Annotated in this window: 14 protein-coding genes; 3 read left to right on the top strand and 11 right to left on the bottom strand. The window is 51.4% G+C overall.

From position 1 onward, the window contains the following. Nucleotides 1-126 precede the first annotated feature (126 nt). The 7 genes from BM030_RS16435 to BM030_RS16405 form a co-directional block, all read right to left on the bottom strand. Nucleotides 127-1,095, bottom strand: a complete 969-nt coding sequence (locus BM030_RS16435; protein ID WP_317615121.1) for an NAD(P)H-quinone oxidoreductase — start codon at nt 1,093-1,095, stop codon at nt 127-129. Further along, complete coding sequence (locus BM030_RS16430) at nt 1,092-3,785, bottom strand: outer membrane beta-barrel protein (protein ID WP_170845785.1); 2,694 nt, start codon at nt 3,783-3,785, stop codon at nt 1,092-1,094. The genes BM030_RS16435 and BM030_RS16430 overlap by 4 nt, the downstream gene beginning before the upstream one ends. A gap of 229 nt (nt 3,786-4,014) precedes the next feature. After that, nucleotides 4,015-4,539 carry a ferritin gene (locus BM030_RS16425; RefSeq protein WP_090974694.1) on the bottom strand — a complete coding sequence of 175 codons (525 nt, stop codon included), beginning with the start codon at nt 4,537-4,539 and terminating at the stop codon, nt 4,015-4,017. Between the two features lie 175 nt (nt 4,540-4,714). Beyond that, nucleotides 4,715-5,077: a hypothetical protein gene (locus BM030_RS16420; protein ID WP_170845784.1), complete on the bottom strand. Its 363-nt coding sequence runs from the start codon at nt 5,075-5,077 to the stop codon at nt 4,715-4,717. A gap of 75 nt (nt 5,078-5,152) precedes the next feature. Then, nucleotides 5,153-7,360 (bottom strand): peptidase domain-containing ABC transporter, encoded by a 2,208-nt coding sequence (locus tag BM030_RS16415; RefSeq protein ID WP_244519015.1) that lies wholly within the window; start codon nt 7,358-7,360, stop codon nt 5,153-5,155. A 25-nt stretch (nt 7,361-7,385) separates the two neighbouring features. Then, nucleotides 7,386-8,570 (bottom strand): HlyD family secretion protein, encoded by a 1,185-nt coding sequence (locus BM030_RS16410; RefSeq protein ID WP_090974691.1) that lies wholly within the window; start codon nt 8,568-8,570, stop codon nt 7,386-7,388. Between the two features lie 117 nt (nt 8,571-8,687). Further along, a complete protein-coding gene (locus BM030_RS16405) occupies nt 8,688-8,927 on the bottom strand; it encodes a hypothetical protein (protein WP_090974690.1) in 240 nt (79 codons plus the stop codon). 293 nt (nt 8,928-9,220) lie between these two features. Between BM030_RS16405 and BM030_RS16400 the strand changes: the two genes are divergently transcribed. Then, nucleotides 9,221-9,493 carry a helix-turn-helix domain-containing protein gene (locus BM030_RS16400; protein WP_244519013.1) on the top strand — a complete coding sequence of 91 codons (273 nt, stop codon included), beginning with the start codon at nt 9,221-9,223 and terminating at the stop codon, nt 9,491-9,493. On the opposite strand, the gene BM030_RS16395 is transcribed toward BM030_RS16400, so the two are convergent. Together BM030_RS16395 and BM030_RS16390 are read right to left on the bottom strand one after the other, a co-directional pair. Next, the gene (locus BM030_RS16395; RefSeq protein ID WP_090974688.1) at nt 9,490-10,839 is read right to left on the bottom strand and encodes an efflux RND transporter periplasmic adaptor subunit; all 1,350 of its coding nucleotides are present in this window, start codon (nt 10,837-10,839) and stop codon (nt 9,490-9,492) included. The genes BM030_RS16400 and BM030_RS16395 overlap by 4 nt on opposite strands. A gap of 20 nt (nt 10,840-10,859) precedes the next feature. Further along, nucleotides 10,860-12,251, bottom strand: a complete 1,392-nt coding sequence (locus tag BM030_RS16390) for a TolC family protein (protein WP_090974687.1) — start codon at nt 12,249-12,251, stop codon at nt 10,860-10,862. A gap of 57 nt (nt 12,252-12,308) precedes the next feature. Between BM030_RS16390 and BM030_RS16385 the strand changes: the two genes are divergently transcribed. Further along, the gene (locus BM030_RS16385) at nt 12,309-12,917 is read left to right on the top strand and encodes a polysaccharide deacetylase family protein (protein ID WP_090974686.1); all 609 of its coding nucleotides are present in this window, start codon (nt 12,309-12,311) and stop codon (nt 12,915-12,917) included. Nucleotides 12,918-12,922: 5 nt separating this feature from the next. Here the strand turns inward: BM030_RS16385 and BM030_RS16380 are convergent, their stop codons facing one another. Both BM030_RS16380 and BM030_RS16375 read right to left on the bottom strand, forming a co-directional pair. Then, nucleotides 12,923-13,702: a DUF4249 domain-containing protein gene (locus BM030_RS16380; RefSeq protein WP_090974685.1), complete on the bottom strand. Its 780-nt coding sequence runs from the start codon at nt 13,700-13,702 to the stop codon at nt 12,923-12,925. 3 nt (nt 13,703-13,705) lie between these two features. Further along, nucleotides 13,706-15,976, bottom strand: a complete 2,271-nt coding sequence (locus BM030_RS16375) for a TonB-dependent receptor (RefSeq protein WP_244519011.1) — start codon at nt 15,974-15,976, stop codon at nt 13,706-13,708. A gap of 372 nt (nt 15,977-16,348) precedes the next feature. On the opposite strand from BM030_RS16375, the gene BM030_RS16370 reads away from it, so the two are divergent. Then, nucleotides 16,349-17,092, top strand: a complete 744-nt coding sequence (locus BM030_RS16370; RefSeq protein ID WP_090974683.1) for a 3-keto-disaccharide hydrolase — start codon at nt 16,349-16,351, stop codon at nt 17,090-17,092. The last annotated feature ends 4 nt before the right edge of the window (nt 17,093-17,096 follow it).

Genomic DNA, 17,096 nt, shown 5'->3' with positions numbered 1-17,096 from the left:
AAATAAGCTTTTTTTAGGACAAACAAAAAAATCCCCGAAACTTTATCTGTATCGGGGATTCCTTTTCTTAATTGAGGCTTTTTAGACAGCCTCTTCCTTGAAATTGCTGGATTCCATCAGCTTAAATTAAACCAACACCAGCTTCCCCATGAAATCACCGGACTCCATCAGCTCATGGGCCCTGTGTGCCTCGGCCAGCGGGAATGCCCGATGGATGACGGGTTTGAACACCCCGGAGGCGACCAACGGCCATACTTCACGCTCCACGGTCTCCCGCAGCGCACCTTTGAAAGCCATATCCCGTCCACGCAGCGTGCTGCCCGTCAGGGTGAGCCGGCGCTGCATCAGCGCCATCACGTCCACCGGCACCTGCCGGCCACCAACCGCATTGATGAATACCAACCGTCCCTCCGCAGCCAGCAATGCGATATGCCTTTCCATATAAGGCGCACCGATGCTGTCCAGGATAACGTCAATCCTGCTGCCCGCCAGCACTTCGGCAAAATCCTGCGTTTTGTAATTCACGCAGACCGCCGCGCCCAACTGCTCGCAGCGTTCGCACTTCTCGTCCGACCCGGCCGTGGCGTATACCGTGGCGCCGAAAGCTGCAGCCAGTTGGATGGCCGTAGTGCCGATACCGCCGCTGCCGCCTTGTACCAGCAGGGCTTCACCCGGTTGCAGCAGCCCCCGCTGAAATACATTATGCCACACGGTAAACACCGTTTCCGGCAGGCAGGCCGCCGCTGCGAAATCGAGCGGCTCCGGTATAGGCAGGCACACCGATGCATCCGCCGCCACGTACTCAGCATAACCGCCGCCCGCCACCAGGGCACATACCTTGTCGCCCGGCTTCCAGCGCCGTACTTCAGGCCCGCAGGCTTCCACCACCCCTGCCACTTCCAGTCCGGGTATGTCTTGCACCACGCCCGGCGGTGCGGGATACTTGCCTTTCCGCTGGAAGATGTCCGGACGGTTTATCCCCGCTGCCCGCACCTGGATAAGTACTTCGTGGGCCGCCGGAACCGGAACCGGACGCTGCTGCACCAGCAGATGCTCGGGAGCACCGTAAGCCGTAATAACCGCTGCGTTCATCATGATTTCTTCGATGGATATTTCTGTAAACGGATATTCAGCGACAACATGAAGTACCGGGCCAGCCTGTTATTCCGCACGTCGAGGATATCCGTGCCCATTACCTCTCGCATCACCCCCGTGTTCTCGTTGAACAGGTCGAATCCCTGCAAGCGCAGCAACGCTATATTATTGGGCAGGAACGTGTATTCAATATAGGCATTGAGCAACGTCGGATTGGCGTTGACAAAACTGCTGTATCCGCTGTTCAACCGGTGCGACAGGTCGAAACCGAATGCCCAGTTATCTGAAAGGTACCCTTTCCCGGCCAGCCCCACCAGAAATGAATGGGCATTATCGTCCCTCCCCCGGCTATACACCAGCGAATAACGTGCCCGGTTGAACGTATAGCTGCTGTTCAGTTCTGTCTCGATGATGTCTTCCAGCGAATACCGCATCTGCATGGCCTGCGAATAAATGAAATTGCGCCCGATACGCTTCTCATGGTTGATATAGGATATATTGTTGATGTAATCCATGGTACCGTTCAGGTTAAGCTGGAAGTTGTCGCCGGCCATCGGGGTGCTGAACATATAGTATCCCCTCATGTCGAAATAGCCCGATGCATTCCGGAAACTCGTTTCCTGCACAGTACTGTTGGGACGGCCCGAACGGTTGGTTACGATTTTGTTCTGCACTTGGTTGACAGCAAGCTGCGCCTCGAAAAAACGGCCCATACCCAGTTTGGTCCGGCGGAAGCGGGCGGTAAAGCGGTTGATAAACTCCGCCTTCAGCTCCGCATTGCCGATAATAATGTTCTGTGAATTGGTGAGGTCACGTATTGGCTGTATCTGGGAGAAATTCGGCTGATTGTTGGTTCCGAGATATTCTACAGACAGTTCGCTTTCATCGTTGATTCGGAAGCGCATTCCAGCACTGGGAACCAGGTTGACATTATGATACCGGGTATGGGTATCGGTGTCAAGCGTGTGACCTTTGAGATACAAGGGCTGTACGGCAAATCCCAGCATGTACTTGACGCGCTGGCTCTTTTCCATCTGGTAAGTCAGCCCTACCCGGTTGCTTTCAAAAAAATACGAATAATCTACGCTAAGCGAATCGACAAACGTCTCCTCAGCCATGTCCCAGACACTGCGGCGGCTGTCTATCGCGGTATAGTTATATTCGTAATTGATTTCCAGTAAGCTGTTCTCATCGATAGGTTCCACGAAAGACGCGCGCATGCGTCCTTCCCTGTTCCGGTTATTGCTTTTCACCTGTTGGGCCAGCTGATACGTTCCGTCCTGAACGGGCTGCCCGGTGTGGATGTTTTCGCTCTCGAAATAGTCGTTGATGTTTTCCAGCTTATTCCGTCTGAAATATTTACCCTGCATACTGAGCACGAATTTCCGCCCCGGTTTGCTGAACATCCGCGAATACAGCACGTCCAAATCGAAGTTGGGCGACGATGTTTCGTCTTCCGCGTCATACACCCGTTCGCTGACCACCCGGTGCGTTTTGATGGTATCGTTACTGCGGTGGTCAGTACTGGAAGTACTGTATGATACCGAGGGACTCACTTTTAGATAATTGCGATCGTCCAACCGGCTTTCGATATCCCATGCCAGGAGATGATTAACGTTGTCGGTCAATATCTCCTTCTCCTCTTGATTGACTATGGTATAGGAATCAAAAACACTTTGAAGCAAAGAGTTTCCCGCGGTATAATTCTTCCGGTTGCTAAAGTTATATTTCCCGTAGACTTCCACCTTTCCGGAAAATTCATCGGAAAAACTGACACTCGCCGAATTGGTGGTATTCAGACCATCCACCGGATCCATCATGCCGGTAAGGTCTACATTTCCGCGCTCACGCCCCCCTCCACCGCTCGGGGAGCCAAAGCTGAACAGGCTGGTGTTTGTATTATTGAACGAACCCAGCAGGGAAAATTCCTGCCCGTCATTGAAATTATTGATCCCCAAGCTGCCGATGTAACGATCCTCCGTACCTTGGCCACCCGTCACCTGGCCGAACAATATACGCTTCTTATCTTCCTTCAGTACGATATTCAGTATCTTTTCGGGCTCGCCTTCCTTTACCCCGGTATTGTGGGCCATGTCGCCATAGTAATCAATCACTTGCAATGATTGGATAAATTCGGCCGGCAGGTTACGCGTAGCGGTGAGCACGTCACCGCCGAAGAAGTTCTTGCTATCCACCTGTACCCGGCTGATCTGTCGTCCGTGTGCTATCACCGTGCCGTCGCGCAGCACCTGAAAATTGGGAAGTTGCTTCAGTGTTTCCTCCAACAAAGCGTTTTTCCGGATATTAAAGGCATCCAGATTATACTGTACCGTATCCGGCTTGATGACGATGGGTTTTACGCGGTTAACGACCACCTCCTTCAGCAAATTCTGCTGGGGCCGCAATACAACAGGTAGCAGCTGCATGGACGGTCCCGGAGCATCCAACTGGTAGGTCCGATCCTGTATGCTGAAACCGATCATGCTGAACATCAACCGGACTTCAGGCGCGATGATATCGGCAAACCGGAAGGCGCCATGCTGGTTGGTAACGGTGAGCACCGTATCCAATATGGTAGTAAGGCGTACATTGACTCCCGCCAACGGTGTCCCCGCCGTATCAATCACCATACCCGTTATCTCTTTCCGTTGGTGCTGCGCCATTGCTTGCAACGAAACAAAAAGAAACATGACAACAAGGAGCCTATGTATAGCTATCTTACGCAACTTGACTAAATATTCAAAATCCGCTCCCCCGCCCATGCAGGCTCATAACTATCAAACAACCCTCGCCTTAAAAAAAAGCAAGTTCCCATTTAATGAAAAACGAAAGATAATACATAATCCGTATGTGTGCAAAAAAAATCGGGTTGTCCCTTTCAAAAGACAACCCGATGGTCCATGTCGTTCGTAATGCCGGCTACCCTTCGTAGCTCACTTTAAGCACATGCTTATCGATTTCCCAGCGGCCGGTTCCCTCTTCTCCGATCACGTCGAACATTTCGAGGATACGGCGCGCCACATATTCTTCTTCTATCTGCTCTTCAAGGAACCATTGGATAAACTGGAACGTGACGAAATCCTTCAGCTTGATACATTTGTCGGCAATGGTATTGAATTGCTGAGTTACGTACATTTCCTGCTCCAGCATCTGTTCAAAAACGCTCCGGAACGATTCGAAGTCCGCCGGAATGTTCACGATTTCGGGCGAAATGGCGCGGCCGCCGCGGTCGTTTACGTAATTGAACAACTTCATCATGTGCTTGCGCTCCTCTTCGGATTGCTTAGCAAAGAAATCAGCACTGAATTTAAGTCCCTGGTCATCGCACCAGGACGACATCGCCAGGTAAATCGATGAAGAATGGGCTTCTACCTTAATCTGTGCATTCAGTATGTTTTCTATCTCTTCGTTCAACGAAGTCTTCAATCTCAATAAATCTTTCATAACGCTATATGATTTTGTTCCTACGCGGGAAGACAAAACACTTCCCTTCCGTTGATACAAAAATACGGAAACTTCAGGTCAAACTACTCAAAATAAAAGCAATACAAATTCAGTCTAAATTATTGGTGGTTGGTGGTTGGTGGTTGGTGGTTGGTGATCGGGGGTTGGTGGTCGGTCAGGCTACCCGGCTGGGGGTGGTCTTCAGGCATGACTGGATGACGCTGTTCAGCGTTATCATAAATTTGGCGCCGTCCAGCAGTTCACGCAGATTCAGCACGTCTTGCACATCCAGCACGAAACAACGCGGGGTGCTGAACGGCATCACAATCGTAAAATCAGCGGTCCGTGAAGGATCAATGATCATCGCTGAAATATCAATGGTATCAATCTTCTTCTTGAACCGAAAAAAATCGCTCACGCGGAAGGCCGTTGTGCTTCCCGCAAATTCCAGCCAATAGCAATTCTGCCTGCTGCATTGATATACAGCTCCATGCGCGGTCTTATATACTTCTTCGAAATTCGCTAAAGGGCAAACCATTGTTAAAATGAACCATTACCGGGCCGAAGATACACATTATTTATAATCAGTCCAACTAATTTTTAGGATTCGGCTTTAAAGGCCTATACCGTGCAGCACGTATTCGGGCGGGAATTGCTGGCGCCACATATTGTAATAATAGCCTTTAACGTTCATCAGGCTGGAATGGCTGCCTTCTTCTACCAATTCTCCCTTATGCAACACGATAATCTTATCGGCATGCATGACGGTGCTAAGCCGGTGAGCGATTAAAATAACGGTTTTACCCTGTTTATTGAACGAGGCGATGGTTTGCTGGACATAGTTTTCAGAAATGGAGTCGAGCGACGACGTAGCTTCGTCGAGAATAAGGACCTCCGGTTGCCGGTAAAGGGCCCGTGCAATGGCTATCCGCTGTCGCTGGCCGCCGGAAAGCTGGGCGCCGTTCTCCCCGAGATGGGTGTTGAAGCCTGCAGGCAGACTTTCCACAAAATCGAGGATCCCCAGTTCCTTGCAAATCGCCAGGATACGGTTCATATCGGGTGTCACGTCACCTATCGCAATGTTCTGGATCACATTGCCTGAAAACAGGTGGATTTCCTGCGGTATCACGCCGATCAGCCGCCGCAGGCTTTCGCTGGTCAGGTAACGGATATCGTAATCGCCAATCATGATTTTACCTGAATCAGGCATATAAATCCGTTGCAGCAGCGACATCAATGTGGTTTTGCCCGAACCGCTCTCGCCTACCACCGCGGTAACCTTGCCTTTGGGAATCGACAGATTCAGCTTCTCGAACACCGGTGTGCGTGAACCGTACTGAAACCGCACATCCGCAAAGGAAACATCACCTATCATCGCTGGCGTCAGTTCGTAGGTATTGGCGTCCTCCTCGCGCTCCAAATCCATGATTTCAAACAGCCTGTCGGCCGCTATCAACGCATCCTGCATCGTCCTGTTCATGCCGATAAGGCTCCCTACCGGCCCGGTGAAATATCCGATAATGGCATAGAACGACAGGAGTTCGCCCGGCGTAATCACCTTGTCCAATACAAATGAAGTACCCAGCCACAGCAGCAGCAGCGTCACCATGCCCGTTGCCATTTGGTTTGCATTGGCTATCCAAAGGCTGTTGTTGGCTGAACGGTACACGCTCTTCAGTAGCTGGACAAAGCGGGTTTCGGTCTTCAGGTTGGCGAAATCCTCCAATCCGAACCGCTTGATGGTACTTACCGAATGGATAGACTCCACCAACTGCGCTTCGAGATCGGCCCCGTCTTCCATCAGCTTGCGCTGCGTCTTGCGGTTAAGCCGGTTGGAAATGTAATAGATGAGGCTGTACACCGGAATGACCAAGAAAATCACCAGGGCCAGCTTCCAGTAGTAGGTAAACATCAACCCGAACGAAAATGCTACGATGAATACATTTACGGTGAAACCTACGAGCACCTCATTGACGAACGACCGGATTTTCACCGCGTCATTCATCCTTGAAATGATTTCCCCAACGCGCATGGTATCAAAGAACTGCTGGGGCAGTTTCATCAGGTGCCTGTAATATCCCAACATCAGCCGGGCATCAATCTGCTGTCCCGTTTTGACGGTAATGAGCAGTTGCGCATGATTCAGTACTACTTTGATAATCAAAATGGCCACCATGGCTACACCCAACAGGTTCAGCAGGTTCCGGTTGCCATCCGGTATGACGTAATCAATAATCTTCTGCAAAAAAATGGCTGTAGACAACCCCAATATCGTATATAGGATAGCGCCCAATATGACCTGGAACAGGATAGCGCGGTGCGGCTTAAGCAAATAATTGAACCGGCTGATTACGCTTACCTTTTCATTGCTGGCTTTAAACCCCTCGTCGGGCGCTAAGATGATGAGTACACCCGACCAGGACGTTTCGAAGTCAGCTAAAGGAACCCATTCCAGCTTTCCTACGGCAGGATCCATCACGCGCACATGGCTTTCGGTCACGGCATACACGACCACATAATGATGGAGCATATCCTTGACCACCACATGGGCAATGGCCGGACATGGAATGCCCTTCAGATCGGCGACTGCCCCCCGTACCCCTTTTGCCGTCAGTCCCAGTTGCTGGGCCGCCCGGATAATTCCCCAAGCCGTGGTACCTTTCTGGTCAGTAGCTGCCAGTTGGCGGATGCGTGCGATAGGAATCTCCTTTTTATACCACGCCAACACCGATGCCAAACAGGCAGCCGCGCAATCCGTAAGGTCATGCTGCCTTACCTGCGCACGGCGCCATCGCCCAAAAACCAAGCTGCGTCTCATCATTGTTCCTTTCATTTAATAAAACCCGCTATATGCCAGCCTGCTGTTGCGGAAGGACATTCGGGTTCAGCCAGTCGTCGGCCTTGTCATACAGCAACTGGAATAGTGTCCGCTCCGTCACGAAAAAACGGGCCTGGAGCGTCATCCCTTTCCGTATTTTGCCCTCATATCCATTTTTAAGGTACAACGTGTCATCCTCCAGTTCACACCGCACCTTGAAGAACGGCTGCCCACCCTCGGTAAAAATGTCGGCGGAGATAGCCTGTACTTTTCCGCTGGCCATTCCCCATTGGTTATAATTATAGGCATCTATCTGAAGGTTAACCGGAGTGCCTACGGCCAAGTAGCCAATATCTTTGGGTGCTACATAGGTTTCTACGACGATACCCGAATCGGGTGAAATCTCGGCGAGTACCTCGTTGGCACTGATCGCACTTCCCCGCTCTAGTCCTTTAAGTGCCTGGAGCGTACCATCCGCCGGAGCCTCAAGCACATAAAACTCCTGCTCCTTGCCTACCTGGCTGATTTTGGAACTAAGTTCCCCCGTTTTCAGCCGCAGCGTATTCAGTTCCTGCTGCCATACCGCCCCCTGTTCATCGTAAATCAATTCAAGTTCCACCTTCGCTTGCTGGTAAGCATACTGCGCTTCTTCGTATTCTGCCGCAGAAATGACGCGGTTATTGTAAAGCTTCTCATAACGCTCAAAATTCTTCTGAGCTAATTCAAGCTGGTTCTGCAGCTTATGGGCCTTCTGCCAAAAAAGGGTATACTGCTGGCTATACACCGAAGAACTCAGGGCCGGCCGCGCTGAAAACGCCCTGCTTCTGATTAGGTTGGTCAGTTTCTGCAAATCCGCCAGCTGGTTCAGGAATTCCGCTTGCTGGGATGTCAGCAAATGTTTCTCCTGATCAAGAATGTCTGTCTTTATCCGTGCCAATACCTGTCCCGCTACCACTTGCTGGTTCTCTTTCACCGACACTTCTTCTATCCGCCCGGATACAATAGACTTCACGGCATGGTTTTCGGTCACCGCACGGACGACGCCGAAGGCCTTCACGCTCACATCCACCTTGACAAAAAACAACGACAACATCGCAGCCAGCACCACAAGGATGAGGATACGGTAAATAACCAATGTCTTCGGGTTGTATTTGTAAAAATGGTATTCCGACGTATATTCAACGATTTCTGCCGGGAATAGTTTATCGTTCATGGCTAACCTGACTGCTGGACACGTCCTGTGGAAGAAAAGAGGGGGGATTTGCTTGAAATCCCCCCCAATGCCGATTCAGCAACCGCGTTAAAAGAGCGACTGCCTCGTTGGTATGGCTTAAAGCCGTCCAAGCAAACCGCCAAGCAAACCGCTTACCGTGCCGAGAAGCCGGCCCACTAAACCATTTAGTCCGCCCAGGTTAAGGCCGCCCAACAGACCGCCAAGCAGGTTGTCTACCGCTCCCAAGTTAAGTTGTCCGTCAACATCAACGGTTTTGTCTCCGGTAGTGATGTTCAGATTCAACAGACCACCGTTCGTTTCACGCAATTCTTGCTCGTTTAATTCCTGTAACTTCATAGTTAAATTATTAATACGTTAGTGCCTACTCTTTCAGGTTTTCAGCAACCCCTTTTTGAATTCAAATACAAGTGTGATATCACTAAAGCAAATAACGCAAATTTGCTTTTCAAATCATATGAAGGCACAATTAAATCAAACAACTATCAGGAATACAATACAACCGAACGGAATACATGACCGAGCACGGAATACATGAATGAAATAAACGAAATAGGTAAGCGGACTTTTCCCCCGCGCTTCCTAAATTCGGCAAAATCGGCAAACGTGTCACACCGAAAAAGGAAATGTTTATGAAGCCCAACGCAAAGGCAAAGACGGTAGCAAACAATATCCGGAAGGTGCGGGAGTACAGGAACTATACTCAGGATTATGTAGCGCGGAAGATTGGCATCTCCCAGAATGCCTACAGCAAACTGGAACTGGGAGTCCACAAGCTTTCATTGGAGCGCCTATTCCAGATTGCCGAAGTGCTGGAGATCGACTGCACGGCACTGCTCCAATTTGATGGCGATGGAATCATACAGTTATGTCCAGACCCCATCGCCAGGCGGGCGGTGCACTAAAGCAGGCTATTCCGGTCTACCTTTTCCACCTTACTGCCATCCTTCAATGTCTTGCTGATAGCATTGAACGGCCGGGATACCACTTCGTCGCCTTCCTTCACGCCCGACAGGATGCGGATATAGGTATCATCCTGAATACCCGTGGTTACGGCTACTTGCTTTACCGTTCCTCCCTCATATACGAAAACATATTCTTTCAACGCGGGTTTTCCGCCGGCAACAGGGGCAGTCTTTTCTGCCCCTTGGGTAGCCACGCTGTCGCTTGCCGGTGCTTCGCGCGTGGTAACCGCCTGGATAGGTACAGCAAGCCCAGTATCTGTCTTGGTATGGATATCCACCGTGGCTGACAGCCCCGGCCGGAAAGGCGAAGGGTTGGGTTGATCTTTTTTCAGCAAATCCTCATACGACTCAGGCAATATACGCACCTTTACGTTGAAATTCGTCACCTGGTCAGTGCCGGCGGTGGCCGTCGCGGCAGCGGCAGCCGTGGTCGATGAACTCGCGATTTCGGTGACGATGCCCTTGAACTGGCGCCCCTGGAAAGCATCCACCTCAATGGTTGCTTCGTTGTTCAATGCCACGCGCGTGATGTCGTTTTCATTAACCTCTACCACTACTTCCATAACACTCATGTTGGCTATCCGCATGATTTCCGTACCGGCCATCTGGGCGGTTCCAACCACCCGCTCGCCAAGTTCAGCCTGCAGCAACGAAACCACACCGTCTACCGGCGCGTAAATCGTGGTACGGGCCAGGTTGTCGCCGGCCTCTTTCACCGAGGCTTCCGACTGGTCAATGCCGTACCGCGTGGCCAGTACATTCTGCCGCTGGGCTTCGAGGCTTGCCCGGGCACTTTCATAATCCGCCCTGATCTGGTCGAATTCCGCAGCGGATATGACTTTCTTGTCAAACAGTTCCTTGTTACGCCTGTAAGTGGCTTCCGTATTGGCAAAATTCGCCTCCTGCTGCTTCAGTGTCTGCTCGGCCATGGCCAAGCTGGCGCGCTGGGCATTCAGCGAGGCCACAGCCCGCTCATAGCCCGACTGCAGGATGTCCGGGCGTATGCGGCACAAAACCTGCCCTTTGGTCACTGCGTCGCCTTCCTTGACGTTGAGCTCCACAATTTCTCCCGATACCTCGGAGCTCAGCTTCACCTCAACCTCGGGGTGTATCTTTCCGCTGGCGGATACTTGCTCGTTCACCGTGCGTTTCGCCACCTTGTCCGTAGCCACCTTAATCACGTCGCCCTGTCCTATCCAGCCCGCCTTGTTGGCGATGATGATCAGCACCACCAGGACCACTGCACCGATGATTACATATTTGAGGGTATTTTTCTTCTTTGCCATAGCCTGTCTATGATTTGTCGTTATCGTTGGTTTTCAAATGTTATTTCGTTGCCCAGGTAAAAATCGATTACCTTGCTGCGGAACAGCAGATCATATTTCGCCTGAATACTGTCAAATTCAGCCCGGTTCATCGTGGTCTGGGCGGTAAATAATTCGACGGAATTGGCCAGTCCCACCTCATAGCGCTGGCGGATGACCTCGAACGCATCTTTTGCGGACGCAAAGGCCGTTTCCGTGGAATAATACCGCTTTTGTGCTGAACGGAGATCGAGTACCGCCTGGTTAATCACTTTGTTTAAGTTATTCCTTGTCAGCTGTTCATTGGTCAGGGCATTCTGGTAATTGATGGTCGCCTTATTCACGTTGACTTTGGTCTGGAACCGGTTGAATATCGGGATATTGAGGCTTAGCCCGATGTACGGGCTCTCGTTGATGCTCAATTGTTCACGGAACGGGATACGTTCGTAAATCGGGTTGCCCTCATTGTCTATCCCTATCGGGCGGGACGCCACCGAAGACACACTGGTTCCGTATCCGGCACCGAATCCCAGCGTTGGATAAAAAGCCCCCTTGGCGATGGCTATCTGGTTTTCTGCCATCCGCGTAGAGAATGCCGCCGCACGGATATCCGGTTGAACGTCCAGCGCCTGCCGGAACACATCCGAGGCACTGTACGCCACGGGAATTTCCTCGACTGAGCCGATATCAGGCTTTTCCAGCATGATATCTTCCGCTGGATCCATTTCCATCAATTGCTTCAGGTTCAGCATGGATAGCTCAAATGCATTCTGTGCTGAGGTGACGTTCAGCTCGTCGGTGGCAACCTGGCTCTTCGCCTGCGACAGATCAGCCAGCGTGTTGTTCCCCACCTCATAGTTTGCTTCGGCCACTTCAAGCTGGCGCTGCGAAAGCTTCAGCTGCTGCTCGGCCGCCGTAAACAGGTCCTGGTTGGTCAACGCCTCCAGATACGTGGTCACCACAGACAAAACCAAGTCGTTTTTGACCTTCTCCACGTTGCTTTGATCAGCTGCCAGCTGATTTTTATTAGCCAGTATCTGGTTTACCCGCTGAAACCCCTGGAAAATCATTACATCAGTCGAAATGGCACCGTTAGCCGTATTCACAGAGGGCACCAATTGCCCTGTCGTCTGGTCAAAATACCGGCCGAACCGCATGTTTCCGCCCAACTGCCCGTTCAATGACGGATAAAACTGGCTTCGGGCCTGTTTCAGATCCTGCTCCGATAATGCCTCCTGGAACCGGGCTTGTTTCACCTGCAGGTTATTGTCCAATGCATGGTAGACCGCCACCCGTATCGGAACCAGCTTCTGGGCCGCGCCAGTCAGGGGTGCCAGCAAGGCGATACAAAGCCCAGCCAAAGCGTACGCAAAGCGTATAAAACTTCTTTTCATTTAGCTATGTAGATTACGGTTTGTGTTTTTATATCTTTACCCGTTGATGTTGTAAAAATGTATACTGTCCGATCTCCTTTCATTCTCCGGTGGCTTTATCCCAAACTCACCTGGCACCGAAGCCGGGCCGAGAAGCGGATTTTTCTGACATTTGACGACGGTCCGATACCGGATGTTACACCGTTTGTCATAAATACCTTAAAAACATATCAAGTTAAAGCGACCTTCTTCTGCGTGGGCGAAAATATAAAAAAACATCCTGATTTGTTCGATATGCTGCTCGAAAACGGCCACCGCGTGGGCAACCATACCTATAATCACCTTAACGGCTGGAAAACGCCTGCCGGCATGTACCTGGAAAACGTAGCCCATTGTCAGCAGCTTACCCAAACAAAGCTCTTCAGACCGCCTTATGGAAGAGCCACACGTGCGCAGCTTAACCGATTGCGGCAAGATTTCGATGTGGTTATGTGGGATGTGCTGAGCGGCGATTTCGACACCAAGCTACGGCCCGAAAAATGCCTCCAAAACGTTATCCGGCATACGTGCAACGGCTCCATCGTGGTCTTCCATGACAATGTCAAAGCCGTTCCCCGCCTTACCTATGCGCTTCCCCGGGCAATCGAGCACTGGTTAAACCAAGGATACCGGTTCGGAACGCTATAACGGCCCTACTGTACCGTCGTGGAAAGCTGGACTTCCGTGTACGCGCTGAAAAAGCCCAATGCTTCGTCGCCGAAAACCGATGGCGGGTTGGCCGGGGCCGCTGAACCGGGATTAATGGACTGCACGGCGTTCCAGAAGTCGTAAGTAGCCTTGTCTATGCATTGCATGCGTACAACCACGAAGTCGTCCGTTTCCAGTTCCGTATCGAAATCGCCCAGGTTTTCCGTCACGTACCGGCCGTCGTTGAACTTATCGTCCGTTGCCCGCACCATCTTAAAAGGGCTCCCGTTGATGCTCCACAAATACCGGTAATAATTCGCTACGCCGGGCGGATCTTGATACTTCAGTGCCACGGACTTGCGCTCTTCTCCGAAAACCGTTGTTACCGTGGTACCGATGGAGTCTGCGTTTACCAGATCGGGCATCACCGAAGTGGCGGTAAACACCTTGCTCCCCACCGCGACACGTAACCGGAACGTACGCCCCTCACGGGGTGTCACCTCGCTGGACGAAGCATAAACCCCCGGACGGATTTCCGACAGGCGATAGGTTTGGTGGCCAACGTACTCCACTTCCACCTCGGCACCCGAAACCGGGTCAAAAGGCTGGGCCGACGAAAAAGGAACCGTTCTGCTGACGCTCACCTCCGCGTTCCGCAAAAAGCTCACCTCGCCGGCAATGACCAGCTTCGGTTCCGCATCGTCCAAATCGATATTGATGATGTCTTCGCAGGAAGACCAAAAGAAACAGGCAGGCAGTAAGATAAACAAACAATACGCGCGCATAGCTTAAAACTTAAAATTCCAGGTAACCGAAGGAATAATACCGAATAATGCGATTCGGTAAGCTTCGGTTACGTTAGGGTTACTTTGGCTTTCCCTGAAATCGATAATGTAAGCGTTTTTACGGTTGTACGCATTATAAACACCGAATGTCCAGCTTGATTTGAACCGTTTGCCCGCATCGGATTCCCAGGTCGCCCCGAAATCCAGCCGGTGGTAATCAGGCATCCGGTAGCCATTGCGTTCCGTGTAATACCAAAGGGTGCGGCCGTCTACGGTATATTTACCGCTCGGAAAGGTCACCGCATTACCCGTACTGTAAACCCACGTTGCCGAAATGTTCCACCGGGGCGACAGCTGGTACATGCCCACCGCTGCCACATCGTGTGTGCGATCCTGCCGCGCCGCAAACCATCGGCCGTCGTTGATGCCATCGAAGCGCCGCTCGCTGCGCGACAGTGCGTAACTTAACCAGCCATTGAGCTTACCTGCCCGCTTCTTCAATAACAACTCCAATCCGTATGCCCGCCCGATACCGTACAGCAATTCCGCCTCCACATGCTCATTTGCCTGCAAATCGGCCGCATTGCGGTAATCAATCTGGTTTTGCATGTGCTTGTAATACCACTCGGCCGAAAATTCATACCGGTTATCCCACAAATTCCGGTAATATCCCATGGCCGTCTGATCAGCCAATTGGGGCCGGATGTTATGACTGCTCATCACCCATGCATCGGTAGGCAGGCTGGCCGTGGAATTGGACAACTGGTGCAAGTACTGGGCATTCCGGTTGTATGAAAACTTGAGGCTCTGGCTTCCCGGAAGCTGGTAGCTCAGCGATAAGCGGGGCTCGAGATTGAAATACCCCTGCACCACCTGGCCCCGGCCATATTCCCGGCTGTCTACCACGTCTCCTTCGTCATCGTAACGATGGAAGATTCCGGGGCCGAAAAGCAGGAAGTTGCTCACCCGCAGTCCGTAAACCAGGTTCAGCTGCTCCAGCGGTTCCCATTCATGCGAAAGGTAGGCCGCCAGCTCCATTCCCTGCCGTTCGTCCAGTTGCAAGCTGTTCACGGGCGCATCTTCCCCCGCATCGATTTGCGCCGGAGAAATACGCTGCTGCAATACATCCACCCCGAAACGCCACGTACTTGTATTTGACGGGAAAAACTGGAAATCCTGCTTTGCCTGATAATTCCGGATATGTGATCCTATTGCAAAATTCGCATTATCGCTATCAATGTTAACGTGGTAGTTGAAATTGCTGTATACCAGCGTCGTATTGGAAAACATGCGGCTGTTCAGCACATGGTTCCATCGCAGCGTAGCAGTGGCGTTGCCCCAATCGAACCCGAAAAGGTTCGAGTAGCCCATCACATCCCGCCCGAAATACCCCGAAAGGAAGAGGGTGTTCCGGTCGTCTAACTGATAGTTAGCCTTGGCGTTCAGGTCATAAAAGTACAATTGGCTATTGTTGATGTCGTCGTCGTTTGAAAGCTTGAGGAACAGGTCGGCATACGTCCGCCTTCCGCTCACCATAAAAGAACCCCTATCTTTTACCAGGGGGCCATCCACTTTAAGACGCGACGCTATAAGCCCAATCCCCCCTTCCGCGCCAACGCGTTTATTGTTGCCGTCCAGCATGGTTATATCCAATACCGACGCCAGCCGACCGCCATATTGAGCGGGCATCCCCCCTTTATAAAGATTCGCCTCCTTGACGGCGTCCGAGTTGAACGTGGAGAAAAAACCAAACAAGTGAGACGCATTGTATACCATCGCTTCATCCAATAAGATAAGGTTATGGTCGCCCGCGCCACCGCGCACAAAGAAATTGCTGCTGCCCTCGCCGCCAGCCTGCACTCCCGGCAGCAACTGGATGGTTTTCAATATATCCTTCTCGCCCATCAGCACCGGCACATGCTTAATCTCCTCCGTCGCCACGCGTGCCACTCCCATCTGCGGGTTCCGCACATGGTCGGCAGCCGCCGAATGCTGCACCACCACTTCCTCCAGTAACCGGCCGCTCTCCAGCACCACATCCAGCCGCCTGTCTTCCTCCAGCGCAACGGCCACTTCCTGTTCCCGGTATCCTACGTGCGAAAAGACCAGTACCTGCTCCCCTCTGGGTAAAGTAAGCGAATAGAAACCGTAGCTGTTGGTCTGCGTACCCGTGCTCGGATCGTCTTTGAGCCGGATGCTCGCCCCAATCAGGGTTTCGCCCGTGAGGGCATCACGGATATGGCCGCTAACTGTACTTCTGGATTGGGAAAACAAATCGCCATGTATACCGAAAATACATAAAAACGCAAAAAGGGATCTGCAAAACGACGTAACGGACATGCGCAATATTTGATTGCAATATTACGCGAATTATCTGAATAATCCAGCTACAACACCTTGGCCGATACGATTTTTTGCTTACAAAACATAGATTGCACACGGTATCGATTTCTTCAGTTGATAAGCGGTGGGATACGGCGATAAGGTTAAACTATCGTTTGTCAGGTTTAACGATTTAGTTTATTCGTATGAATTGATATGGCGACAATAAGAAAATGTTCACAAAACATCCATTTCTGAAAATAAGTTTGTAGTATTGAGGCGAAACAAACTAATAAGTTTAAACTCATACAAAGATCAGTTAACATGGAAAATCTCAAAAAGTCATTAGCTATTGTACTCTCCTTTGCTGTTTTCGCTGCGTGCGGATCCGGACAGAAATCGGAAAGCGACTCAGACACTACTGCTGCAGCGGACGTATCGGAAAACGGTGGCGATTGGGTTTCGCTGTTTGACGGAGAAACCACCAACGGCTGGCACACGTACCTGAAAGACACCGTAGGCGGTGCCTGGACCGCACAGGACGGCGAACTGCGTTTCAATCCCGATGTGCCGCGCGACCAGCGGGGCGACATTGTCACCGATGGGGAATACGAAAATTTCGAACTGGAACTGGAATGGAAAATTTCGTCCGGGGGAAACAGCGGCATTATCTTCAGCGTGCATGAAGACCCCAAATACAGCGCCACTTACCTCACCGGCATCGAAATGCAGGTACTGGACAACATCGATGCTGCGGATAACAAAATTGAAAACCACCTGGCTGGCTCACTGTATGACATGATCGGCAGTAAAGAGGTATCCCAGCCGAAACCCGTGGGCGAATGGAACAAAGCACGTATCCGCAAACAGGACGGACGTATTACCTTATGGCTCAACGATATACAGACAGCAGACGTAACCATGGGGACATCCGAATGGGAAACGGTGCTGAACGCCAGCAAATTCAAAGACTGGGAAGGCTTCGCCAAATACCCGAAAGGCAAGATTGCGCTGCAGGACCACGGCGATGTAGTGGCCTACCGTAACATCCGGATTAAGGAATTGTAGGCTC

Origin of the sequence: Parapedobacter composti (genome assembly GCF_900112315.1) — a bacterium.
GTDB lineage: Bacteria > Bacteroidota > Bacteroidia > Sphingobacteriales > Sphingobacteriaceae > Parapedobacter > Parapedobacter composti.
The sequence above is the reverse complement of the archived record's forward strand: the minus strand, read 5'-3'. Positions and strand labels throughout refer to the sequence as shown.